General features: G+C 64.0%; 22 protein-coding genes. 6 read left to right on the forward strand and 16 right to left on the reverse strand.

What is annotated here, in order from left to right:
• Positions 1-84: 84 nt before the first annotated feature.
• Positions 85-2,406 (reverse strand): acetate/propionate family kinase, encoded by a 2,322-nt coding sequence (locus AADV58_RS07960; RefSeq protein WP_341744502.1) that lies wholly within the window; start codon positions 2,404-2,406, stop codon positions 85-87.
• Between the two features lie 132 nt (positions 2,407-2,538).
• Between AADV58_RS07960 and AADV58_RS07965 the strand changes: the two genes are divergently transcribed.
• The 3 genes from AADV58_RS07965 to katG all read left to right on the forward strand — a co-directional run bounded on the left by AADV58_RS07965 (position 2,539) and on the right by katG (position 8,514).
• Positions 2,539-3,849 carry an ABC transporter substrate-binding protein gene (locus tag AADV58_RS07965; protein WP_341744503.1) on the forward strand — a complete coding sequence of 437 codons (1,311 nt, stop codon included), beginning with the start codon at positions 2,539-2,541 and terminating at the stop codon, positions 3,847-3,849.
• On the forward strand, positions 3,846-6,230 hold the full coding sequence (locus AADV58_RS07970) for an ATP-binding protein (RefSeq protein ID WP_281982692.1): 2,385 nt from the start codon (positions 3,846-3,848) through the stop codon (positions 6,228-6,230). Before AADV58_RS07965 ends, AADV58_RS07970 begins: the two co-directional genes overlap by 4 nt.
• A gap of 109 nt (positions 6,231-6,339) precedes the next feature.
• Entirely contained in the window at positions 6,340-8,514 is a 2,175-nt protein-coding gene (katG, locus tag AADV58_RS07975) for a catalase/peroxidase HPI (RefSeq protein WP_341744504.1), read from the forward strand.
• A gap of 64 nt (positions 8,515-8,578) precedes the next feature.
• On the opposite strand, the gene AADV58_RS07980 is transcribed toward katG, so the two are convergent.
• The 4 genes from AADV58_RS07980 to AADV58_RS07995 are packed head-to-tail and all read right to left on the reverse strand — an operon-like array spanning position 8,579 to position 12,127.
• Positions 8,579-9,151 carry a glutathione peroxidase gene (locus tag AADV58_RS07980; protein ID WP_028995891.1) on the reverse strand — a complete coding sequence of 191 codons (573 nt, stop codon included), beginning with the start codon at positions 9,149-9,151 and terminating at the stop codon, positions 8,579-8,581.
• 43 nt (positions 9,152-9,194) lie between these two features.
• A complete protein-coding gene (locus tag AADV58_RS07985; protein WP_028995890.1) occupies positions 9,195-9,914 on the reverse strand; it encodes a phosphoadenylyl-sulfate reductase in 720 nt (239 codons plus the stop codon).
• 14 nt (positions 9,915-9,928) lie between these two features.
• On the reverse strand, positions 9,929-10,441 hold the full coding sequence (locus tag AADV58_RS07990; protein WP_341744505.1) for a DUF934 domain-containing protein: 513 nt from the start codon (positions 10,439-10,441) through the stop codon (positions 9,929-9,931).
• The gene (locus AADV58_RS07995; protein ID WP_341744506.1) at positions 10,442-12,127 is read right to left on the reverse strand and encodes a nitrite/sulfite reductase; all 1,686 of its coding nucleotides are present in this window, start codon (positions 12,125-12,127) and stop codon (positions 10,442-10,444) included. It lies immediately after the preceding gene.
• Positions 12,128-12,251: 124 nt separating this feature from the next.
• Here AADV58_RS07995 and AADV58_RS08000 point away from each other — a divergent pair, with 124 nt between their 5' ends.
• Positions 12,252-13,193 carry a CysB family HTH-type transcriptional regulator gene (locus AADV58_RS08000; RefSeq protein ID WP_028995887.1) on the forward strand — a complete coding sequence of 314 codons (942 nt, stop codon included), beginning with the start codon at positions 12,252-12,254 and terminating at the stop codon, positions 13,191-13,193.
• Positions 13,194-13,214: 21 nt separating this feature from the next.
• Here AADV58_RS08000 and AADV58_RS08005 read toward each other — a convergent pair whose 3' ends face one another.
• Genes AADV58_RS08005 through AADV58_RS08035 form a run of 7 tightly spaced genes read right to left on the reverse strand, consistent with a single transcriptional unit; the run spans position 13,215 to position 18,510 of the window.
• A complete protein-coding gene (locus AADV58_RS08005) occupies positions 13,215-14,090 on the reverse strand; it encodes a M48 family metalloprotease (RefSeq protein ID WP_051295499.1) in 876 nt (291 codons plus the stop codon).
• Positions 14,091-14,108: 18 nt separating this feature from the next.
• Positions 14,109-14,603, reverse strand: a complete 495-nt coding sequence (locus AADV58_RS08010; RefSeq protein WP_028995886.1) for an SH3 domain-containing protein — start codon at positions 14,601-14,603, stop codon at positions 14,109-14,111.
• Positions 14,600-16,462, reverse strand: coding sequence for an adenylate/guanylate cyclase domain-containing protein (locus tag AADV58_RS08015; RefSeq protein ID WP_281985262.1), 1,863 nt, complete (start codon positions 16,460-16,462; stop codon positions 14,600-14,602). The genes AADV58_RS08010 and AADV58_RS08015 overlap by 4 nt, the downstream gene beginning before the upstream one ends.
• Positions 16,463-16,519: 57 nt before the next feature.
• Positions 16,520-17,305, reverse strand: a complete 786-nt coding sequence (locus AADV58_RS08020) for a peptidylprolyl isomerase (RefSeq protein WP_281985264.1) — start codon at positions 17,303-17,305, stop codon at positions 16,520-16,522.
• Positions 17,306-17,333: 28 nt separating this feature from the next.
• Entirely contained in the window at positions 17,334-17,600 is a 267-nt protein-coding gene (locus AADV58_RS08025) for a BolA family protein (RefSeq protein ID WP_028995883.1), read from the reverse strand.
• Complete coding sequence (locus AADV58_RS08030; RefSeq protein WP_028995882.1) at positions 17,600-17,902, reverse strand: YciI family protein; 303 nt, start codon at positions 17,900-17,902, stop codon at positions 17,600-17,602. The genes AADV58_RS08025 and AADV58_RS08030 overlap by 1 nt, the downstream gene beginning before the upstream one ends.
• Entirely contained in the window at positions 17,902-18,510 is a 609-nt protein-coding gene (locus AADV58_RS08035; RefSeq protein WP_028995881.1) for a septation protein A, read from the reverse strand. Before AADV58_RS08035 ends, AADV58_RS08030 begins: the two co-directional genes overlap by 1 nt.
• A gap of 48 nt (positions 18,511-18,558) precedes the next feature.
• Here AADV58_RS08035 and AADV58_RS08040 point away from each other — a divergent pair, with 48 nt between their 5' ends.
• Together AADV58_RS08040 and AADV58_RS08045 are read left to right on the forward strand one after the other, a co-directional pair.
• Positions 18,559-19,611: an HD domain-containing phosphohydrolase gene (locus AADV58_RS08040; RefSeq protein WP_028995880.1), complete on the forward strand. Its 1,053-nt coding sequence runs from the start codon at positions 18,559-18,561 to the stop codon at positions 19,609-19,611.
• Between the two features lie 23 nt (positions 19,612-19,634).
• Entirely contained in the window at positions 19,635-19,976 is a 342-nt protein-coding gene (locus AADV58_RS08045; protein ID WP_028995879.1) for an Hpt domain-containing protein, read from the forward strand.
• On the opposite strand, the gene bioD is transcribed toward AADV58_RS08045, so the two are convergent.
• Genes bioD through bioF form a run of 4 tightly spaced genes read right to left on the reverse strand, consistent with a single transcriptional unit; the run spans position 19,965 to position 23,275 of the window.
• Positions 19,965-20,627, reverse strand: coding sequence for a dethiobiotin synthase (gene bioD, locus AADV58_RS08050; RefSeq protein WP_028995878.1), 663 nt, complete (start codon positions 20,625-20,627; stop codon positions 19,965-19,967). The genes AADV58_RS08045 and bioD overlap by 12 nt on opposite strands.
• Positions 20,624-21,388, reverse strand: coding sequence for a malonyl-ACP O-methyltransferase BioC (gene bioC / locus AADV58_RS08055; protein ID WP_341744507.1), 765 nt, complete (start codon positions 21,386-21,388; stop codon positions 20,624-20,626). Before bioC ends, bioD begins: the two co-directional genes overlap by 4 nt.
• The gene (locus AADV58_RS08060) at positions 21,381-22,094 is read right to left on the reverse strand and encodes an alpha/beta fold hydrolase (protein ID WP_341744508.1); all 714 of its coding nucleotides are present in this window, start codon (positions 22,092-22,094) and stop codon (positions 21,381-21,383) included. Before AADV58_RS08060 ends, bioC begins: the two co-directional genes overlap by 8 nt.
• Positions 22,091-23,275 (reverse strand): 8-amino-7-oxononanoate synthase, encoded by a 1,185-nt coding sequence (gene bioF / locus AADV58_RS08065; RefSeq protein ID WP_043421646.1) that lies wholly within the window; start codon positions 23,273-23,275, stop codon positions 22,091-22,093. The genes AADV58_RS08060 and bioF overlap by 4 nt, the downstream gene beginning before the upstream one ends.
• Positions 23,276-23,340 lie beyond the last annotated feature (65 nt).

Consider the following 23,340-nt stretch of genomic DNA (forward strand, 5'->3'; position numbering starts at 1 on the left):
GGCAAAATCCCAAAACGAATATTCTAGACCCAAACCGGCAGCGTGCCTTGACTTAAGGCAAGCGCCGGTGATTCTGCCGGGATTTCAGGCGCGGCTCTGGATTTCCTCGATGTAGCCGAGCATGCCGGTGCGGATGTTGCCGGCGTTGCCTTCGTCGGTGTCGATGTGCATGGCCAGGCGGAAAGCCGGGTTCACGCGGACGACGACGTCGCCGAAGATCAATTCGCGCTCACCCTCGACGCGGACGCGGACGACGTAGTTGTCGCGCACGCGGAAACGCAGGGCATCTTCCGGCGACATGTGGATGTGACGCTGGGCGCAGACCACGCCGCGTTCGATCTGGGTGCTGCCGTACGGGCCTTCGAGCGTCAGGCCGGGCGTGCCGGCGAGGTCGCCGGACTGGCGGATCGGCGGCTGCACGCCGAGCTTGAACTGCTCGGTCATGGCGATTTCGACCTGGGTTTCCTTGCGCGTCGGACCGAGCACGCGGACGTTGGCGATGCGGCCCTTGGGACCAACCAGGTGCACTTTTTCCTCGCAGGCGTACTGGCCGGGTTGCGACAGTTCGTGCATCGGCGTCAGTTGATGGCCGGGGCCGAACAAGGCTTCGACGTCGGCCTGGGCGAGGTGTACGTGGTGGGCCGAGATTTCCACCGGGATGGCCGGGGTCTCTTCCGCCTTGGCTTCCAGCAGCAACTGGTTGCGCTCGATGGCGCGCAGCGCTTCCCAGGCGACCAGGCGTTCGTCGTCGTTGGCGACGACGAGGATCTGCACTGGCGAATCGTCGGCCGAGATGACGGCATACGCGTCGAATTTACCGAGATTGCGGTTCTTTTCCTCGTCGAGCTTGATGCCCATGTAGCCCAGGCCCTGGCAGGCCAGGCTGCGCACCGTGGCGCTGGTTTCGCCGATATCGCCGGTGAAGGCCAGGACGTCGATGCCGCCCATGGCTGCGGCGTAGGCGCCGATGTTCTTCCTGACCTGGTAGCAGAAGGCCTTGTGCGCGAGCAGCGCGCGGTGGTGACCTTCGGCGGCGGCGGCCTCGATTTCGTGGATGTCGTTGGAAATGCCGGAAATCCCCTTGAGGCCGCTCTCGCTGTTGATCAGCGTGGACAGTTGTTCGGGCGACATCTGGTGCTGTTCCATCAGGTGGATCATCACCGCCGGGTCGATGCTGCCGGAGCGGCTGGGCATGATCAGGCCGTCGGACGGCGTCATGCCCATGGTCGTGTCGACCGAGCGGCCGTGGTCGATGGCACACAGCGAGGCACCGATGCCGAGGTGGCAGGAAACGATTTCCAGCTCGCCGAGCGGACGCTTGAGCACTTCCGCCGACTTCAGCGAAACGTAGCGGTGCGAGGTGCCGTGGAAGCCGTAGCGGCGGATGCCGTGCTGCTTGTACAGGTCGTAGGGCAGGCCGTAGAGGTAGGCGTAGGGCGCCAGCGTCTGGTGGAAGGCGGTGTCGAACACGGCGACCTGCGGTACGTTCGGGAAATGCTTGAGCGCGACGCGGATGCCAGCGACGTTGACCGGGTTGTGCAGCGGCGCGAAGACAGCCAATTCCTCGATGTCGGCGATTACCGCCGGGGTGATGACGACCGAGCTGGAGAACTTGTTACCGCCATGGACGACGCGATGGCCGATGGCAGTAACGTCTTCCGGATGGAAGGTGAAGGCCGGGCCGAGCAGGGCGGTGGCCTCGGTCATCACCTTGAACAGGTCGGACAGCTTGAACGGTGCATGCTCCATGGTCTGGCGCTGCGGCCCGACCATCACGGTGATGCGGGCGAACTGCTTGTCGGCGTTGTCGATGATGCCGTGGATGTCGGCGCCGCTTTCGCGGGTGTCGTAAATGCCGAAATGGATCTGGCTGATGCCGACATTGAGCGCGACGACCTTGCCCGGCTGGCTGGTGGTCAGCGACAGCGCGTAGGGGTCATCGGATTTGGCCGTGCCATTGGTGCCTGCCGCATGGGTGTCGCTGGTCATGGCGCGGGTGCGTTCGGCAAGCAGGCGCGACAGATAGACGATGGCCTTGGGGTTGCTGAGCACGCGGCTGGTGAATACTTCCTGCGGGATCATCAGCACGAAACAGCGGTTGCCGGCAATGACGTCGGCGCTGATCCGGTCGCCGGTCAGCACCGCCATGATGCCGAACACATCGCCGGGGGCGAGCTGGGCAATGACGGTGCGGGTGCCGGTGTTGTCCGAGGTCGAGATTTCGGCGTGGCCGCTGATCATGACGCCGATGGCCTGGCCTTCGTCGCCGGTTTCGAGCATGGCCTCGTTGCCCTCGAAGGTGGCGAGCCGGGATTTGATGACGATTTCCTCGACCTGGTCGGCCGGGAAGCTGGCGAACAGGGGAACCTGTTCGAGGAAGAAACGTTTGAGATCGATTTCGCTCATGCTGTGCTCCGCGTTGTGACGCTGATTTTATGGTGCTTAGACTACCATTTTGTTGCGGCGCAGCAAAGGTGCCCGCGAATTCTTCCGGGCTTCATGGCATGCTATCTCCTGACGATTTGCAAAATATTCGGCATGCATACCCTGTATTCGCGTATTTCCAAGCTTTCCTGGCTGCTGGTGCTCGGCTTTCTGGCCGCTTGCGATAACCCGGGCGACAAGGCCCTCGAGGCGCCGCGTAGCAGTGTTTCCTTCCTGCACTATTTCACCGACTCGTTGAGTGGTGGGGTCGATGAAATGGCCAGGACTTTCGACAGCCTGAGCCATTTGTACGCCTTGAAAGCGGTCTCGCTCGATCATGAAGCATTCAAGAGCAGCATCCAGGACACGCTGAAAGCCGGCAATCCCCCCGATCTCTACTCCTATTGGGCAGGCGCACGGACCGCGTCGCTGGTCGAACATCTGGCGCCGATCGACGACGTCTGGCAGCAGGCGCAACTCGATGAGCGCTTCTCGCCGGCGCTGATCGATGCTGCGGTTGAGTATCAGGGGCACAAGTATTTTCTGCCGCTGACCCAGCATTTCATCGGTTTTTTCTACAACAAGCGCCTGTTTGCAGCGCATGGCCTGCAAGCGCCGGCCACCTGGGGTGAGTTCCTGGCCGTGTGCGAAACCCTGAAGGCCGCCGGGGTGACGCCGATTGCGCTGGGGGCGCGGGATAAATGGCCGGCCCAGTTCTGGTTCGACTACCTGCTGCTGCGCACCGCACCCCACGAATTCCGCCAGGCCTTGATGGCTGGCCAGGCCAGTTTCGACGACCCGCGGGTCAGCGCGGTTTTTGTGCGCTGGAAAAACCTGATCGACAAGGGTTATTTCAACCGCGAACCGCACCCCAACAACCTGGCCTGGGACAGTGGGGCCAACGAGATGCTGTTCCGGGGCGAAGCCGCGATGACCCTGATGGGCACCTGGAGCATCGGCTACTTCACCAATCCGGCGCATGGCTGGGTGGCCGGCAAGGATTTCGATTTCTTCCCCTTCCCGGTCATCGACCCGACATTGCCGAAGGTGGCGATGGGGCCGATTGACGGCCTGATTCTGCCCAAGCGGGCGGCCAATCCTGCCGGGGCGCGCCAGGTGATGATCTATCTAGCTGGTGTCGAAGCGCAGCGGGCCTTCAGTCAGGGCTCGGGGGCGCTGGCGCCCAACCGGCTGGTGCCGGAAGCCGCCTACAGCGACATCCAGCGCCGGGTCCGCAATGAAATTCAGGATAGCCCGATCTTCACCTTCGCTTTCGATCTGGCGGCACCGCCGGCGGTGGCAGAAGCGGGACTGAACGCCTTCGCCGATTTTCTGGCCTTTCCCGATGAGTATCCGCAGATCGTCCGGGAACTGAGCAACGAGACCCGGCAGCGATTCGCCGGACGAGGGAAAGATCTCCCGTGAAACTCACCCGTACACCCGGCTTCCGGCAAAAGATCAATCTCAGCTTTGCCGTCCTCATCCTGCTGGTGGCGATCAATGCCATGGTCGGGGTATATACCGCGTATTTCATCGCCGGCCAGGTCAGGTTGCAGGAGGGGGTGGCCAGCCTGATGGACGACATGCTGCGCATTCGCGATGCCACCGATCAGTTTGTCCGCCAGCATTCCCGTCATGCCGAGAATGAAACCTTTGCCGCACTCGACAGCGTCCGCCAGCGGGTGGCGACGATGCCGGACAGCAGCGAGCGTTTCGCAGCCATCCTGCCGCAGATCGACGATTACCGTCTGCAGTTCCAGAAATACGTGGTCGAGCGCGATCGCCGGGCAGCGCTGGAGAGCCGGGTGCGCGAGCTGGGGCGACGGATGCAGGCGGCCCTTGCCGATTCCCGTATCCGTCAGGATGTCGCCTTCGATCGACAGGGCTTTGACGATGTTCTCCGGTTGGTGCTCAGCCTGCAGTGGTACGGGCAGCAACCCGAGCTGGCCGCGCCGACGGTCGCGGGCGGAACGCTGGCGGACATCCACCAGGCGCTGGAGCGATTGCGCTCTTCGGCCCCCGGGCGGCAAGCCGACCGTGAAGCACAGCGCCAGCTTTACCGCATGCTGCAGGACGCCAGCGACTACGTGAACAGTTTTGAAAGTTACCTCGGCTACCGCAGCCTGACGGCAGAAAGCGAACATCGCCTGGCCGAAACGGCCTCCCGGCTGCACGCCATTGCGCTGCAGGTCAGCGAGGATACGCGGGTCGAGATCCAGCGGCTGATTCCGACCTCGATCGGGCTGATGGTGCTGGTTTTCCTGGTCATGCTGGTGGCGGCGGGCGTACTGGCCACCAGTCTGCGCCGTTCCATCCTGCAGCCGATTCTCAGCCTGATCGGGACGGCGCGCTCGATCACCCACGGCAACCTGCATGAACGGGCCGCGCTGACGGTCAAGGATGAAATCGGCGAACTGGCGGCATCGTTCAACCAGATGACTGACAGCCTGCGCAGTGCGCGTGAGGAACTCGAGCAGCGGGTGGACGAGCGGACCCGGCAGCTGGCCGACACCAATGCCCGCCTGCAGGACGAAATTGCCGTACGGACCGCCTCGCAGGCGGCGCTTGGCGAGTATCAGGTGCATCTGGAACAGATGGTTGCCGAACGCACCCGCGAACTGCAGACCGCCAAGGACATGGCCGAGTCGGCCAATCGCGCCAAGAGCATCTTCCTGGCCAACATGAGCCACGAATTGCGCACGCCGATGAACGGCATCATGGGCATGATCGCGCTGGCGCAAAAACACCTGGTCGATGCCAAGCCCCTGGATCTTCTGGACAAGGCGCAACGCTCGGCACAACGGCTGCTCGGTGTGCTCAACGACATTCTCGACCTGTCCAAGATCGAGGCCGAACGTTTGTCGCTGGAATGCGCGCCGTTCCGGCTCGACGTGGTGCTCGACAACCTGTCGGCCTTGTTTGCCCACAAGGCCGAGGAAAAGGGCTTGCTGCTCCGTTTCGATGTTGCCCCGGCACTGGCCGGCCAGCGCTTCATGGGTGATCCGCTGCGTCTGGAGCAGATCCTGATCAACCTGCTCGGCAATGCCATCAAATTCACCGAACGCGGCGAGGTTACGCTGCGCATCACCGCCGGCGCGCAAACCGGCGTCGGCCGCTCACTGCGCTTTGCTGTCAGCGATACGGGAATCGGTATTTCCGCCGAAGAACGCGCCCGCATCTTCTCCGCCTTCGAACAGGCCGATGGCTCGATGACCCGCCGCTACGGCGGCACCGGTCTGGGCCTGGCGATCTGCCGCCGACTGGTCAGCCTGATGCACGGCGAGATCGGTGTCGACAGCGAACCCGGTCAGGGCAGCGTTTTCTGGTTCACCGTCTGCCTGCCCGAAGCCGCCGCGAGCGCCGACGAGGCAACGGCGGTGGAGCTTGCCGACGAGTTTTCCGAGATGGCCTTGCGCCAGCGCTTCACCGGCAGCGACATCCTGGTGGTCGAGGACGAGCCGATCAATCAGGAGGTGATCCGCGAACTGCTTGCCGGTGCCGGGCTGAACGTCGACCTGGCGACGGACGGTCTGCAGGCAGTGACGATGGCGGCGGAAAAGTCTTACGCCCTGATCCTGATGGACATGCAGATGCCCAATCTCGACGGTCCCGGGGCAACCCGGGCGATCCGCGCCGGCCAGGGGGCGAGCCGGCAGGCGCCGATCGTCGCCATGACCGCCAATGTTTTCGAGGAAGATCGCCGTCTGTGCCGTGAAGCCGGCATGGACGACCATCTTGGCAAGCCCGTCGTGCCACGGCTGCTGTTCGACAAGGTGCTGCACTGGTTGTCCGCCGGCAGCGCATAGCCGCACCCTATGAATGCAATCGGTCAATACAATTGGCCGGGGGCGACCATCTCTCCTAGTATGACTTCGTTGCTTCAACGAACCCGCGACTACACAAGGAGAGAGAGCCATGGAAAACCAACACCCGAAATCCACCGGTCAATGCCCGGTCATGCACGGCGCCGCCAGTTCGGTGTCCACCAACAACATGGCCTGGTGGCCCAAGGCGCTGAGCCTGGACATCCTGCACCAGCACGACAGCAAGACCAACCCGCTGGGTGCCGACTTCAACTATCGCGAAGAAGTGAAGAAGCTCGACGTCGAGGCGCTGAAGGCCGACCTCAAGGCCCTGATGACCGACAGCCAGCCTTGGTGGCCGGCCGACTGGGGCCACTACGGCGGCCTGATGATCCGCATGGCCTGGCACTCGGCCGGTACCTACCGCATCGCCGACGGCCGTGGCGGTGGCGGCACGGGCAACCAGCGCTTCGCGCCGCTCAACTCCTGGCCCGACAACGCCAACCTCGACAAGGCCCGCCGCCTGCTGTGGCCGATCAAGAAGAAGTACGGCAACAAGCTCAGCTGGGCCGACCTGATGATTCTTGCCGGCAACATGGCCTACGAGTCGATGGGCCTGAAGACCTTCGGCTTCGCCTTCGGTCGCGAGGACATCTGGCACCCGGAAAAGGACATCTACTGGGGTTCGGAAAAGCAGTGGCTGGCACCGACCGGCAGTGAAGGTAGTCGCTACTCCGGCGAACGCGACCTGGAAAACCCGCTCGCCGCCGTGATGATGGGCCTGATCTACGTCAACCCGGAAGGTGTGGACGGCAAGCCCGACCCGTTGAAGACGGCGCAGGACATGCGCGTCACCTTCGCCCGCATGGCGATGAACGACGAGGAAACCGTGGCCCTGACCGCCGGCGGCCATACCGTCGGCAAGGCGCACGGTAACGGTAGCGCCGCCAATCTCGGCCCGGCGCCGGAAGCGGCCGACCTCGAAGAGCAGGGCATGGGCTGGAATAACCACAGCAGCCGCGGCATCGGCCGCGACACCGTGACCAGCGGCATCGAAGGCGCGTGGACCACGCACCCGACGCAATGGGACAACGGCTACTTCGAACTGCTGTTCAAGTACGACTGGTGGCTGCAGAAGTCGCCGGCCGGCGCCCACCAGTGGGAACCGATCAACATCGCCGAGGAAGACATGCCGGTCGATGTCGAAGACCCGACGATCCGCCGCAAGCCGATCATGACCGACGCCGACATGGCGCTCAAGTTCGATCCCGAGTACCGCAAGATCGCCGAGCGCTTCCGTGCCGACCCCGCTTACTTCTCGGAAACCTTTGCCCGCGCCTGGTTCAAGCTGACCCACCGCGACATGGGGCCGAAGTCGCGCTACATCGGCCCGGACGTGCCGGCCGAAGACCTGATCTGGCAAGACCCGGTGCCGGCCGGCAATAGTGACTACGACGTCGCAGCAGTCAAGGCGAAGATCGCCGCCAGCGGCCTGTCGGTCGGCGACCTGGTGGCGACCGCCTGGGACAGCGCCCGCACCTTCCGTGGTTCGGACAAGCGTGGCGGCGCCAACGGTGCCCGCATCCGCCTGGCCCCGCAGAAGGACTGGGAAGGCAACGAGCCGGCCCGCCTGGCCAAGGTTCTGGCCGTGCTCGAAGGCATCGCCGCCCAGACCGGCGCCAGCGTCGCCGACGTGATCGTGCTCGCCGGCAATGTCGGGGTCGAGCAGGCAGCGAAAGCCGCCGGGGTCGACGTGATCGTGCCCTTCGCCCCGGGGCGTGGCGACGCGACGCCGGAAATGACCGACGTCGAGTCCTTCGCCGTGCTCGAACCGCTGGCCGACGGCTTCCGTAACTGGCTGAAGAAGGATTACGCGGTCAGCGCCGAGGAAATGCTGCTCGACCGTGCCCAGTTGCTCGGCCTGACCGCCAACGAAATGACGGTCCTGGTCGGCGGCATGCGCATGCTCGGCACCAACCACGGCGGCAGCCGCCACGGTGTCTTCACCGACCGCGTCGGCGTGCTCAGCAACGACTTCTTCGTCAATCTGACCGACATGGCCTACACCTGGAAGCCGACCGGCCGCAACAGCTACGCCATCGTCGACCGCCAGAGCGGCGCGACCAAATGGACGGCCACCCGCGTCGATCTGGTGTTCGGCTCCAACTCGATCCTGCGTGCCTACGCCGAGGTGTACGCCCAGGACGACAACAAGGAAAAGTTCGTCCGTGACTTCGTCGCCGCCTGGACCAAGGTCATGAACGCCGACCGCTTCGATCTGGCCTGATCCGCCACATCCGCCCGACCAGCCACGCCGGAGACAGTTCCGGCGTGGCTTTTCCATCTCTTGCTTATCTGCCCGGCTGGGTCAGGAACTGATCGATCTTTTTGCGCAGGCTGCTGCTGTCGGGCGAGGTCAGGCTGGTGTAGGCGACGATCTGGCTGCCATCGCGGTTGATCAGGTACTTGTGGAAGTTCCATTTCGGGGTGCTGCCGGTGCGTTCGGCCAGTTGGCGGTAGAAGCCGTTGGCCTGCGGTCCCTTGACCACGGTCTTGGCGACCATCGGGAACTCGACGCCGTAGGTCATCCGGCAGAAGTCGGCGATCTGCTGGTTACTGCCCGGCTCCTGTTCGCCGAAGTCGTTGGACGGAAAACCGAGCACGACCAGGCCGCGATCCTTCAGTTCGGCGTAGAGTTTCTCCAGGCCTTCGTACTGCGAGGTGAAGGCGCACTTGCTGGCCGTGTTGACGACTAGGATGACCTTGCCGGCGTACTGGCAGAGCGGCATCGGCGAGCCATCCTGAAGATTGGCGAACTGGTGGTTGAGCAAGCCCGGACAGGCCGGTTGTGCCTGCGCCAGCGGCAGGCCGAGGAGGGCCAGGAGGCTCGATAAACCCAGTCGGCGTAACCACTTCGTTTTCATTGCAGCGTCCTTTCTCGTTGAGGTTCAGCCGCTTTGACAGCGATTACGCCTTTACGTGCAGTCCACACTCCTTGGATTCCGGTGCTTCCCACCACCATCTGCCGGCGCGGATGTCTTCGCCGAGGGAGACGGCGCGAGTGCAGGGGGCGCAGCCGATGCTGGGGTAGAACTTGTCGTGCAGGGCGTTGTAGGGCACGGCGTTCTGCTTGATGTAGGTCCAGACTTCCTTCTCGCTCCAAGCGGCGAGCGGGTTGAATTTTTCCAGGCCGTTGCCTTCGTCGTATTCCTGCGTCGCCAGCTGGCCGCGGGTGGCCGCCTGTTCGGCGCGCATGCCGGTGATCCAGGCGCGCTTGCCGGCCAGGGCGCGGCGCAGCGGTTCGACCTTGCGTGCGTAGCAGCAGGCCTTCCTGAGCGTGACCGAGTCGTAGAAGGCGTTGATGCCGTGCTGCCTGACATAGCTTTCGACTTCCTCGGCCTGCGGGAAGTAGAGCTTCAATTTCAGCCCGTAGTGCCGGTCGACCGCCGCCATCAGGTCGTAGGTTTCGGCCGGCAGACGACCGGTGTCGAGGCTGAAGATCTCGATCGGCAGCTTGGCCTTGACGATCAGGTCGGTGAGGACCATGTCTTCGGCGCCGAGGCTGTTGGCGAAGGCGGCCGGCGACCACGCGCCGGCGATGTCGGCGAGCAGCGCGCGCGCGGCGTCGGCCTTGGCGGCGGTGCTGGCAGCGAGTTCGGGGGTGATGTTGAGCAGGGCTGGCGTCATGGCTGGCTGGGCTTTCAGGCGGTGCGGCGGCGGAAGTGCGGTTCGGGTTGGTCGGTTGACGCCTGATAGGTCTCGGAGAACGGGGCAAAGCCCTTGCCGATGGCGTAGATGGCGTCCTTGCCGTCCTTCAGCGCGTAGCTGTCGAAGCCGACGCGCTTCATGAAAAAGAGCTGGTCGTGCAGCACGTCGCCGACGGCGCGCAGCTCACCTTGGTAATGATAGCGCTGGCGCAACAGGGCGGCGGTTGAGTAGCCGCGACCGTCGACGAACTTCGGGAAATGTACGGCGACGACGACGAAGTATTCGAGGTCGGCGGCAACGTCCTCGACCTTGTCGTCGGGCAGCAGCAGGAGGCCGATGCGCTTGTGGCAGGAGACGATCTCGTTCCTGCGCGCGCGCCACACGGCGAGCGGGAAGATGACATCGCCGGTCGGCAGGGCGACGGTTTCCGGGGTTTCGCCTTCGGCCAGCGTCAGTGTCGTCCAAGTGTCGGCCGTGACATTGCCTTGTTTGATCAGTTGTGCCATTTATGCGGCCTCCTTCTGCTTGGCCTTGCCGTGGGCGCGGCCTTCGTAAACGCGGTTCTTGAACGGGTCGATGCCGATCCGGTCGAAGGTGTCGATGAAATGCTCGTCGGGGTGCCGGTTTTCCAGATACACCTTGATGATCTTCTCGACCACGTCGGGCATCTCGTCGGCTGAGAACGACGGGCCGATGACCTTGCCGAGCTTGGCGTCGTTGCCCTGGCGACCGCCGAGCGTGACCTGATAGAACTCGGCGTCGTTCTTGTCCACGCCAAGCACGCCGATGTGGCCGACGTGGTGGTGGCCGCAGGCGTTCATGCAGCCGGAGATGTTGAGGTCGATGTCGCCGATCTCGAACAGGTAGTCGAGGTCGTCGAAGCGCTGCTGGATGGCGGTGGCGATGGGGATCGACTTGGCGTTGGCGAGGTCGCAGAAATCGCCGCCGGGGCAGCAGATCATGCTGGTCAACAGGCCGATGTTCGGCGTCGCCAGGCCGGCCGCCTTGGCCACGCGCCAGACGTCAGCGAGGTCGGCGAGGCGGACGTCGGCGAGGATGATGTTCTGTTCGTGGCTGATGCGCAGTTCGCCGAAGCTGTAGCGGTCGGCGAGGTCGGCGACGACTTCCATCTGGTCGGACGTGATGTCGCCCGGCGCGACGCCGTGCGGCTTGAGCGACAGCGTCACTGCCGCGTAGCCGGGCACCTTGTGCGGTTGCGTGTTGCGCTCGACCCAGCGGGCGAAGGCTTTCTCCTCAGCGATTTTTGCCTGGTAGGCGGCATCGACGGCGGTGATCGTCTCGTAGGCCGGCGCACCGAAATGCGCGGCGACACGGTCGTATTCGGCCTGGGTGATGGTCGCCGGGCCGTCCTTGGCGTGCGCCCATTCGGCTTCGACCAGCTTGCCGAATTCCTCGACGCCGAGCGCCTGCACCAGGATCTTGATGCGCGCCTTGTAGGCGTTGTCGCGGCGGCCGAAGCGGTTATAGACGCGGAGGATGGCCTCGCAGTAGCTGAGGATGTGCTGCCAGGGCAGGAACTCGCGCACCACCTGGCCGCGGATCGGCGTGCGACCGAGGCCGCCGCCGACGATCACGGTGAAGCCGGTGACGCCGTCGACCACCTTGAGATGCAGGCCGATGTCGTGGAACCAGGTGACCGCGCGGTCTTCCTCGGTGCCGGAAATGGCGATCTTGAACTTGCGCGGCAGGAAGGCGAATTCCGGGTGGAAGGTGGTCCACTGGCGGAGGATTTCGGCCAGCGGGCGCGGGTCGATGATCTCGTCGGCGGCGACGCCGGCGAACTGGTCGGTGGTGATGTTGCGCAGGCAGTTGCCCGAGGTCTGGATGGCGTGCAGGTCGACCTCGGCCAGCTCGGCCAGGATGTCGGGCACGTCGGTCAGCTTCGGCCAGTTCAGTTGCAGGTTGTGGCGGGTGGTGAAGTGGCCGTAGCCGCGGTCGTACTTGCGGGCGACGTGGGCGAGTTTGCGCAGTTGCGCCGAATTGAGCATGCCGTAAGGCACGGCGATGCGGAACATCGGTGCGTGGCGCTGGATGTAGAGGCCGTTCTGCAGGCGCAACGGGCGGAATTCGTCGTCGGTCAGCTCGCCGGCCTGCCAGCGGCGGACCTGGTCACGGAACTGCTCGACCCGGTCAAGGATCAGCTGGCGGTCGATGGCGTCGTATTGGTACATGCGTTTCCTCTGCGGGCCGCGCGCAAGTGCGGCAATGATTCGAGGAGCGCATCGTAACCGGCGAGCATTGAATCAAAAAGAATATTGCGTTAGATTGTTATCGTATTTTGTTATTAAGCCATTCATGAAACTTCAGCAACTGCGCTACATCGTCGAGATTGAACGCCAGGGACTCAACGTCTCCGAGGCGGCCGAAGTGCTATTCACCTCGCAGCCGGGCGTGTCCAAGCAGATCAAGCTGCTTGAGGACGAGCTCGGCATCGCCATCTTCGAGCGCAGCGGCAAGCGCTTCACCGGCGTCACCGAACCGGGCAGGGTGGTCATCGACATCGCCCGCCGCATCCTGCGCGAGGCGGAAAACCTCAAGCGCGCCAGCGCCGAATTTTCCAGCGGCGATTCCGGCAAGCTGGTGCTGGCGGCAACGCACACGCAGGCGCGCTACGCGCTGCCGACCGTGGTCCGAGATTTCGTGGCCCGTCACCCCAATGTGAAGCTGGAGATGCACCAGGGCAATCCGCTACAGATCGCCGACTGGGTAGCCTCCGGCGAGGCCGACATCGGCATCGCCACCGAATCGCTTGACCAGCACCCGCAGCTCGTTTCTTTTCCGGTCCAGCAATGGACGCATTGCGTGATCGCACCGGCGGGACATCCGATCCTGAGCAGCCAGCCGCTGGCCCTGCAGGAACTGGCACGCTGGCCGCTGATCACCTATGACGCGGCCTTTACCGGCCGCTCGCGGATCAATCGCGCCTTCGAGCGCCTGGAAATCGAACCGAACATCGCTCTGACCGCACTCGATGCCGATGTGATCAAGACCTATGTCAGCCTGGGGCTGGGTTTGGGAATCATCGCCAAACTGGCTTTCGATCCTCAGCGTGATGTCGGATTGGTGGCGATCGATGCCGGCCACCTGTTCGAGTCCAATACGACGCGGCTGGCGGTGCGCCGAGGTAGTTATTTACGCCGTTTCGACTACGACTTCATCGAGCTGTTTGCGCCGCATCTCAACAAGCGTGTCATCGAGATGACCCTGCAGGGGGGCGGCGAGGCTTGGCAGCTATAAGGCTGCGGGCTGAAGGACGAATCAGGACTTCGGGTCGGGTAACTGGACTGCCTTGCGCTTGATTCGCAGGAAGGCGGTATTGTTGATCTTGTCAGTCTCGTAGGCGGCAAGGCGTTCGCCCATGGCCTTGCCGAGTTGTTGCAGACGGTCCTGCGGCGATGGGTGGGTTGAGAACAACAAATCGAAGCCGTTGCTGTTGGCGTTCTGAGCATAAAGGTTGAGTACGCGGGGCAGGCCGTAGGGGTCGTAACCGGCGCGAGTGGCGTATACGACACCGAGACGATCGGCTTCGTATTCGTCACCTTTGTCGAGACCGGAGGCGTAGAGGTTCTGGACAATGTTGGCGAGCGGTCCGGCCAGGATGTCGGCGTTCTTGACCCCGCCCTTCTGTGCTGTCGTGACGGCCACATTGGCCAGGGCGTTGGTTGTGTCCTTCTTGCGGACAGCGACGAGATAATGGCGTTTGATGACGTGGGCAATTTCATGTGCAACGACGCCGGCCAGTTCGGACTCGTCATTCAGCGTACGCAGCAGGCCCTTGGTGACGAAGACATAACCGTCCGGGGCGGCGAAGGCATTGACGTTGCTGCTGTTGATCACGCCAAACCGCCAGTTGATGTCGTTGCGTCCGGTTTGACGCGCGATCCAGCCGCCGAGCTGGTTGATGTACTGCATGGTCTCGCGGTCGGCAATCAAAGGTGCCGCACCAAGCAGGGTGGCAGCAGAGAGCTGGCCGATCTGGGCCTCTTCGGCCGGGGTGTAGTCCGGGCGGCTTAGTGTGGTGGCAACGTTGCTGATCGCCTGCACCTGGTTCTCATCGATGCCGGCACGGCGCAACTGTTCGGTACAGCCGCTGGCAAGCAGCAAGCCGGAAAGAGCAATGATCAGGGTTTTCAAGGTCTTTGCCTCCGGATGTCAGGGGTTCAGTTCCGCGATTTCGCGGGCAGTCAGTTTGCGGCTGGTGGCGAAACGGTTGATGTCGGCCGGGCGTGCCCGGAAGCCATCCAGCTTGGCGACCTCTCTCAGATTTGGTTGGGCTTTGGCCAGATCTTCCTTGGACAGTCCCTTGACGCCGGTTGTGGCAGCCCCTTGGGTCGTGCCAGTGCGAACTACGTTGCCGAGCGTGGCGAGGGCATTGCCATCGCCGCTGGCTGCAGCAATGCGAACATTCAGCAGGCGGACCCAGCCGGTCTTGCCGTCAGCGGTCCTGATCTTGGACCAGCCGCCCTTTCCTTCGAGCACGGTCAGCGGGGTGTCGGCAGTCAGATTGCCCAGATTGGCAGCATCGACGAAGGCGTCCGCCTTCAGTTCGGCCGCACGAATCAAGGTGCCGGGGGTGGCCAGGGCACTGCCCGCCAGCAGCATGCTGCCGAGGGCCAGGATCAGTTGACGGAAGGCGGGTCGAATCATGGGTGCTCCCGGGGTTCGAACAGACGGACGGGTTGGTGACGGCCTTTGACGATGTACTCGCCATGGTCGACGAAGGCAAATACATTATCACAGGCATCACGGGTTGCTTGTGAAACAAGAATGCGGGCGACACCCTTGGTCTGTCCTTCGATACGGCTGGCGAGATTGACTGTGTCGCCGATGGCTGTGTAATCGAGACGTTGTCTGGCACCGAGAAAGCCGACTACCGCAGGGCCGGTGTGCACGCCGATGCCGATGTCGAAATCCTTGCCTGCATCGCCGAGTTCCTGGCGGAACCGCTCAAGTCCTCGGGCCATGGCCAGCGCAGCACGAACCGCTTTGACCGCATGCTCTGGGTCTTCCAGTGGCGCGTTCCAGAAGGCCATGATCGCATCGCCAATGAATTTGTCGAGGGTGCCGTCGTGTTCGAAAATTGCGGCTACCTGAAGGTCGAAATACTGGTTGAGCAGACGGACGATTTCTTCCGGCGGTCGGTTTTCCGAAATTGTGGTGAAACCGCGGATATCCGAGAAAAGAACGCTGATTTCCCGGCTGGTACTGGCTTCGGCCTCGGCCAGGCGGCCTTCGTCGGTGAGCGAACGGACGATATTGGGGTCAAGGAAGCGGGAGAACATCTGAACCGCGAGGTCGCGTTGATGGCGTTCCCGAAGGTAGGATGCCGTGGCGGCCAGGGCAAAGGTGAGCCAGATGGCCAGCAGTGCCGAGAATGGCGTCCATTGGATGTTCAGGGGAAGCAGCAGCCAGGCCGTGGTAACGATGATCGCTGTGGTAAGTGTGAGGGTGCCGGCTATGGCCAGCGGGTTGGGTCGTCGCGTGAAAGCCAGGCCGACACCGATCATGCCGGTCAGGCCGAAGATCAGGTTCCAGGGATGGTTGGCCGGACGCAGCCAGTCATCGTTGCGCAGGTTGGCGACGGCGGTGGCGAGGATTTCCGGGCCAGGGGTGGTGGCGCCCAGAGGGGTCGGACGAAGGTCGTGCAGGCCGGGAGCGGCTGCACCGATGATGACGATCTTGTCGGTGAGGTCGGGCGGCTTGCCATCACTGCGCTGCGCGGCGAGGAAAATTTCCCGGTACGAATAATGGGTGAATGGACGTCCATACCAGTGCAGCGTGATGGCATCGCGGGTCGGGATCGCCCAACCGGCCTGTTCGCCGATTCGGCGCGGCAATGAGGGCAGTGTCCAGCCGCGGTGGGGGTAGTCGATCCAGTAGCGCCGTCCAATCTGATCATCGTCGGCGAGGAAGTTGATCAGACCAGTGTTCCAGGCAGCCGGGTCGATCGCTTTCGGCGCGATCAACGGAAGTGCTGCATCCGGTTCGGCATGATTGCCGGGCCTTGCCCCCAGTCCTGGCGGCAGATTGGCCAAAGGGGTTGCCAGGCCGTCGGCGGCGACAACCAAGGGCAACAGGACTCGGTGCTTGGCGATCGCCTGGGCAAGTACCGCGTCGCTACCCGGTCGAAAGAGGTCGGGTTCACTGAAAATCAGGTCGAAAGCAATGACCGCTGGCTTGCCGCCGGCGATGAAATCGACCAATTCGCCGTGGGTTGCCCGGGGCCACGGCCAGTTACCTGCCAGTTCGAGCATTTCCGGATCGTCGAGGCTGGCCTGGTCAATGTCGATGAGGACAATGTCAGGAGGCGGGGGGCGCTGGCGGGCATGTTGGCGCAAAAGGACGTCGCCCAGGCGGGCGTCGAGGTCGGCAAAAAGGGCAAAGTGGTCGCCCAGTGCGAAGACCAGCAATAGCAGGACAAACAGTGCGTGGGCCAGCCAATGCCGAGGCTTTCCCGCGACATGCGCGGCGGTACCCGAAGGCGCCCGAGTAGGACGGGTAGGCAAAGCGGAGGCTCCGTATGACAAAGGCCCGCCGGGGGGCGGGCCTTTCCTGTGCGGGGCTTAGTTGACCTTGGCCTTGCTGCGCAGGTCGTTGATCAGCTTGTCCACCTGCATCTGGCCAGCACGCTGCTGCAGCTGCGGCTTGACCTGTTCGAACGGCGGCGGGGTCAGGGCGCGGCTGTCGTCGAGCTGGATGACGTGGAAACCGAAGTCGGTGCGCACCGGGGTCTTGGTGTACTCACCCTTCTTCAGCTTGGGCAGGGCCTCGGCGAACGGCGGCACGTAGGCGTTCGGGGCGCTCCAGTCGAGCTCGCCACCCTTGTCCTTGGAACCGGGATCAAGCGACTGCTTGGCCAGGGCGGCAAACTTCTCGCCCTTGTCGAGCTTGGCGATGATGGCCTTGGCGTCGTCTTCCTTTTCGACCAGGATATGGCGGGCCTTGTATTCGGTATTGCCGAGTGAGGTCTTGATCAGGTCGTATTCGGCCTTCAACTGGGCGTCGCTGATCGGGTTGCTGCGCACGTAGTCGGCGAGGAAGGCGCGGATCAGCACGGCCTGGCGTGCCAGTTCGATCTGGCCCTGGATCTCGGGTTTCTTGTCGAGGCCCTTCTTCTTGGCTTCCTGGGAGAGCAGTTCGCGGCGAACCAGTTCTTCCTTGACGGCGTTCTTCAGTTCTTCGGAGTCGGGCGCGCCCTGGGCCTTCTGTTCGGCCATGAAGGCATTGAATACCGATTGCGGGATGGCCTGGCCGTTAACCGTGGCGAAAGGCTTGCCCTGGGCCAGGACCGGGGCGGAAATGAGGCTGCCGGCCAGCATCAGTGCGGCCAGGGAGGTCAGTTTGAACATGTTGGAATTCCGTGGGGTTGAACGAAAATCATGGGGTTTCCGGCGTCCTGGCATTGATCGCCAGGGCATGGATGCGACCTTGCATCAGGTCGCCTGCGGCATCGTACACCAGGCGATGACGGGCGAGTGTATTTTTACCGGAAAAAACACTGGCCACGATCTCGACCCGGAAATGACCGCCGTCGCGGGCGCCGGCGTGGCCGGCATGGCGATGCGATTCATCTTCGATGTTCAGGGTCTCGGGCTTGAGTGCGGCCAGGCGCTCGCGCAGCAGGGCCAGGGTGTCGGCGTGCATCAGGCGGGCAGGACTTTCTTGAACGGTTTGACGGTGACTTTTTCGTACACGCCGGCGGCGATGTAGGGGTCGGCGTCGGCCCAGTCTTTGGCGGCAGCCAGCGAGGCGAATTCGGCAACGATCAGGCTGCCGGTAAAGCCGGCGCTGCCCGGGTCGGGCGAATCGATTGCCGGGCAGGGGCCGGCCAGCAGCAGGCGGCCTTCCTGCTGCAGGGCGAGCAGGCGTTCGACGTGGGCAGGGCGGGCGGCCATGCGCTGTTCGAGGGTGCCGGGGCGATCCTCGCCGATGATTGCGTAGAACATTATTTTTCTTCTTCCATGTATTTCGACAGCATCGCGCCTTGCGCCAGCACGAAGGCAAACATCAGGCCCATGCCGCCGAATAGTTTGAAATTGACCCAGGTATCGGTCGAGAAATTGAAGGCGACGACCAGGTTGAGCACGCCCATGACGAGGAAGAAGCCAATCCACGCGAGATTGAGGCGCTCCCAGACCGCGTCCGGCAACTTCATCTGCTCGCCGAGCATGGCCTTGATCGCATTCTTCTTCATGAACCAGGCGGCAATCAGCATGCTGCCGGCGAAGGCCCAGTAGAGCAGGGTCGGTTTCCACATGATGAAGGCTTCGTTCTGGAAAGCCAGGGTCATGCCGCCGAAAACGACGACCAGGCCCAGGCTGATCCACAGCATCTTGTCGACCTTGCCGTGACGGAAATGGACCCAGGCGATCTGGGCGGCGGTGGCCACGATGACAACGATGGTCGCCAGCAGGATGGGCGCTTGCGCCGGGTTGACCGCGGCACCGCCAAGCAGGCTGGCGACCCAGCCGGCAGCAGCCTCCGGGTGCGCGCCCGCATACTTGAAGCTGGCGAAAAAGAGGATGACCGGGAAGAGATCGAAGAGTAGTTTCATGGCGCCGCATTATATACTTCATGCGGTTTTGACAAGCGCGGATGGCGAATGCACAAGGTTTTGATCATTGACGACAGCGAAATCAACCTGACCTTGATCAGGGCGCTGGTACTCAAGCTTGGCGAGTGCGAACCGGTGATGTTCGATCATCCGCTGAAGGCGCTGGAATGGTGCCGGGGCAATGTGCCGGATCTGGTCATTGTCGATTACATGATGCCGGAGATGGACGGGTTGCGTTTCATCGCCGCCTTCCGCGCCTTGCACGGCCGGACCGAAATCCCGGTGCTGATGATCACCGCCAACGATCAGAAGGATGTCCGCTACGAAGCACTGCTCGGTGGCGCCAATGATTTCCTGACCAAGCCGATCGACCGCATCGAGTTCTCGGCGCGCGTGCGCAACATGCTCGCGCTGCGTACCGGCCAGAAATTCCTGGCCGACCGTGCCGCCCATCTGGCCGGCGAAGTTGCCGAACGAACCCGCGACATCCGCGAACGGGAGCGCGAACTGATTTTCCGCATTTCGCGCGCCGCCGAATTCCGCGATCCGGAAACCGGCGCGCACATCCAGCGCATGGCGCATTACTCGGAAATCATTGCCCGTGGACTCGATCTTGACGCCGCAACCTGCAACCTGATCCTGCAGGCGGCACCCCTGCACGATGTCGGCAAGATCGGCATCCGCGATCACATCCTGCTCAAGCCGGGCAAACTGACGCCGCAGGAATTCGACATCATGAAACAGCACGCGATGCTGGGCTACGACCTGCTCAAGGACAGCGGTTCGGAAATCCTTCAGGCCGGTGCCGAAATCGCCCGCTCGCATCACGAGAAATACGATGGCAGCGGTTATCCCCGCGGGCTCAAGGGCAATGCGATCCCGCTGTTCGGGCGCATCGTTGCCGTGGCCGACGTGTTCGATGCCCTGACCTCGGAGCGCCCGTACAAGAAGGCCTGGCCGCTCGACGACGCCATGCGTTTTCTGGAAGAGGGCCGCAGCACGCACTTCGACCCGCTCTGTGTCGAATCCTTCATCGCCGGCTGGGAGGAAGTGCTCGAAGTCCGGCAACGCTTCCGCGATGAGGAAGCCCCGAAAATCTGAGTCATGGCAGACGGAGACCGCGCATGAATCCCTATGTACTCGACAAGCCGGCCATCCTCGAACGACTGGGTGGCGACGAGGACATCTTCGCGATGATGGTGGACATGTTTCTCAACGAACAGGACAACAACCGCCAGGCGCTGCTGGCGGCGCTTGCCGCCGACAGCGCCGCCCTGCAGCGCGAAGCCCATACGATCAAGGGCTTGCTGGCGACTTTTTCCGACGGACTCGGCGCAGAACTGGCGCAGGCCCTGGAATATCAGGCAAAAAGCGGCCTGGTTGACGATGCGCAAGCTCGGGTTACCGAGTTACTGGCTCGCGTCGACGAGGTTGCCGGTGTGCTGCGCGGCCTGTCAGCCGGGTAGGTTCAGGTAGCCTGCCGCTGCGGCCGGCGAGCCCGCCGGGTCGTAGGGAACGACGCCGAGCAGCGGAGCATCGAGCAATTCTTTCAGCGTGGCGAGATTTTCCTCGAATCGGCTCATTGCCGGGTCGACCCGGTTGGCCACCCAGCCGGCGATGAACAATCCGCGATTGGCGATGGCTTCGGCCGTCAGTAACGCGTGATTGAGGCAGCCCAGGCGCATGCCGACCACCAGGATCACCGGCAAGCCCAGGACCATGGCCAGATCGGCACCGTTGCGGTCGATCCCGAAGGGCACGCAGAAACCGCCGGCGCCTTCGACGATGACCAGGTCGGCCTGGCGTCTGGCCGTGCTAACGGTATCGGCGATACGCGAGAAATCGATATCGACGCCGACTTCGGCCGCGGCGATGTGCGGTGCGATGGCCGGTGCGAAACAGTAGGGATTGACGATGTCGGCCGGTAGTTCGACGCTGCTGGCGGCCAGGATGCGGCGGACGTCATCGTTCTCGCCCAGCACGTCGGTGCCGGCGGCAACCGGTTTCAGCCCGGCCGCCGACAGTCCCGCCTGGCGGGCGCGGTGGAGCAGGGCGCAGGTGATATGGGTCTTGCCGACTTCGGTGTCGGTGCCGGTCAGGAAATAAGCGGAACTCATGATCTGGCGTGGATGAAAACGATATCGTAGGTCAATGGTATACCATCGTCTTGTCGTTGGCATTCATAGGCGGCTTCGAGTCGGCGCAGGGTGCCGGGACTCATCAGGCCGGTCCGGCGACCGGGGCCGACCTGGTTGGCGCCAACTGCCTTGACGGCGCGCAGCAGGCTGCGCAGGTCGGGGTAGCACAGGGTTTCCTGCCGGGTTTCCAGGCTGACGTCGGCAAAGCCGGCGAGTTCGACTTGCCGGCGAAGGTCGTCGGCACATTGGAAGCTCAGTGTGTGCTGATGGCTGTCGATGCCGCCAAAGGCCGTGCGCAATTCGTGAAAGGTCGCCGGCCCCAGCGTGCTGACTGCCAGCCGACCGCCGGGGCGCAGCACCCGCCGGGCTTCGCTGAAAACCTGCTGCGCATCGCACCATTGCATGGCCAGGCTGGACCAGTAGAGGTCGAGGCTGGCATCGGCCAGCGGCAGTCGTTCGAGGTCGCCGGCCAGGCGCCGGCAGTCGCCGGCAATGCGTCCGAGCATGGCCGTCGACAGGTCGAGGGCGAACAGCTCGGCGGCCGGGAAACTGCGCTGCAGCATGGCATGCGCGTAGCCGGTGCCGCAGCCGGCATCGAGGATGCGCTGCGCATCGATGGCCGCCGGCAGGGTGGCGGCCAGATGGTCGCAGATGCGGCGCTGGACGATGGCAGCCTGGTCGTAGGTGGCGGCGGCGCGTTCGAAGGACTGGCGGACGCGGGCCCGGGAGGGTCTAGTCATTCAGGAAGCGGCGGGCGGCGGCGAGGAAATCGTCGGGGCGCGAGAGGAAAGGGGCATGCGCGCAGGCCAGCAGCAGTTCGAGTTGGGCGCCTGGAATCAGCGTGGCCAGCATCTGTGCGGCGGCGGCGGGCATCAGCGGATCGGCGTCGCCGTGCAGCAACAGGGTCGGTGCGCGTACCTGCGTGGCGTCGGGGCGCAGGTCGACGTCGCGCAGCCAGTTCAGGCCGGCGTCGAGAACGTCGGCGGCGGGCAGCGGGTCGGCCAGGTCGAGGATCTGGCGCGTCACTTCCTTGGCCAGCGCGTCGCCCCGGTTGAAGCCGCCGACGAAGCGCGGCAGCATGCCGGCCGCGTCGGCGCGGATGGCGGCGGCAAATTCGGCCAGCGTCGCCGGCGCCATGGCATGCGGCCAGCCGTCGCGCTGGACGAAGGAGGTGGTGCCGGCGACCAGCAGCAGCTTGCCGACCTTGTCCGGATGGCGGGCGGCGACGGCCAGCGCCAGTTGTGCGCCGATCGACCAGCCGGCCAGCGTTGCACCTGCCGGCAGTCGGCTGGCGATGTCGGCAACGGCTGCGTCGAAATCGGCGATCAGCGGTGTATCGCGGTAGCCGGGCAGGTCGATGAATTGTCCGGCCAGTGCCTCGACGGCGGCATTCAGCGGGCCACGCCCGAGCGCCCAGCCGGGCAGGAAGAAGAGGGGAGCGTTCATGCAAGTTCCTTGAGGGCGGCGAGTAGTCGGTCGATGTCGTCTGCCGTGTGGGCTGCTGATAGCGAAATGCGCAGGCGGGCTGTACCACGCGGTACGGTGGGTGGGCGGATGGCCGGCACCCACAGGCCGCGCGCCCACAGGGCCTGGGCCAGGTCGAGGGCAGCCTGGTTGTCGCCGACGATCAGCGGCTGGATGGCGGTCATCGAGGCCGGCAGGGTCCAGGGTAGATCGCGCGCGCCGTCGCGCAGGCGGGCGATGTTGGCGTTCAATTGCTGGCGCAGGGCGTTGCCGTTTTCGATCCGCTGCAGGCTGGCGAGCAGTGCACAGGCGATGGCCGGCGGGGTGGCGGTGGTGAAGATGTAGCTGCGCCCCTTGTTCAGCAGGTAGTCGATGGCGCGCGTCGAACCGGCGACGAAAGCGCCGCCGACGCCGGCGGCCTTGCCCAGTGTACCCATCAGCAGGATGCGCGGGGTGGCGGGCAGGTTGAAATGCGCCAGGCTGCCGCGGCCCTTGGCGCCGAGCACGCCGAAACCGTGCGCGTCGTCGATCACCAGCCAGGCGTCGAAGCGCTCGGCCAGCGCGAACAGGCCGGGCAGCGGCGCCAGGTCGCCGTCCATGCTGAACACGGCGTCGGTGACGATGACTTTGCGCCGCGCGTTGCTGGCCGCCAGCAGGCGTTCGAGCGCCGGCAGGTCGTTGTGCGGGTAACGGTGGACGTCGGCGCCGTTGGCCTTGGCCAGTTGCATGGCGTCGATCAGCGAGGCGTGGTTGAGCTTGTCGGCGAAGACCGCATCGCCGCGACCGGCCAGGGTCGGCGTGACCGCCAGGTTGGCCAGGTAGCCGGTGGAAAAGGTCAGTGCGGCCGGAAAACCGGTGAATTCTGCAAGCGCGGCTTCGAGGTCGGCATGCGGCTGCAGATGCCCGGCGACCAGGTGCGAGGCGCCGCTGCCGGCGCCCCAGGTCACTGCGCCGTCGGCGAGGGCGCGGGCCAGTCCGGCGTCACCGGCCAAGCCGAGATAGTCGTTGCTGGCGAAGTTCAGCAGTTCACGCCCGTCGACCGTGGCGATGCGTCCGCAAGGCGAATCCAGGATCCGCCGCTGCCGGCGTAGACCGGCCGCAGCGAGTTCCTGCAATTCTGCGTCTAGGCTGCCCTCGAGCAGGGAGGATGAGGTTTCAGGCATGTGGCCGACCAGGAAAATCCGTCAGGATGTCAGGCCCGACTTGCAACCGGGCAAAGGAGACGGAT

Source organism: Azonexus hydrophilus (assembly GCF_038368255.1).
GTDB lineage: Bacteria > Pseudomonadota > Gammaproteobacteria > Burkholderiales > Rhodocyclaceae > Azonexus > Azonexus hydrophilus.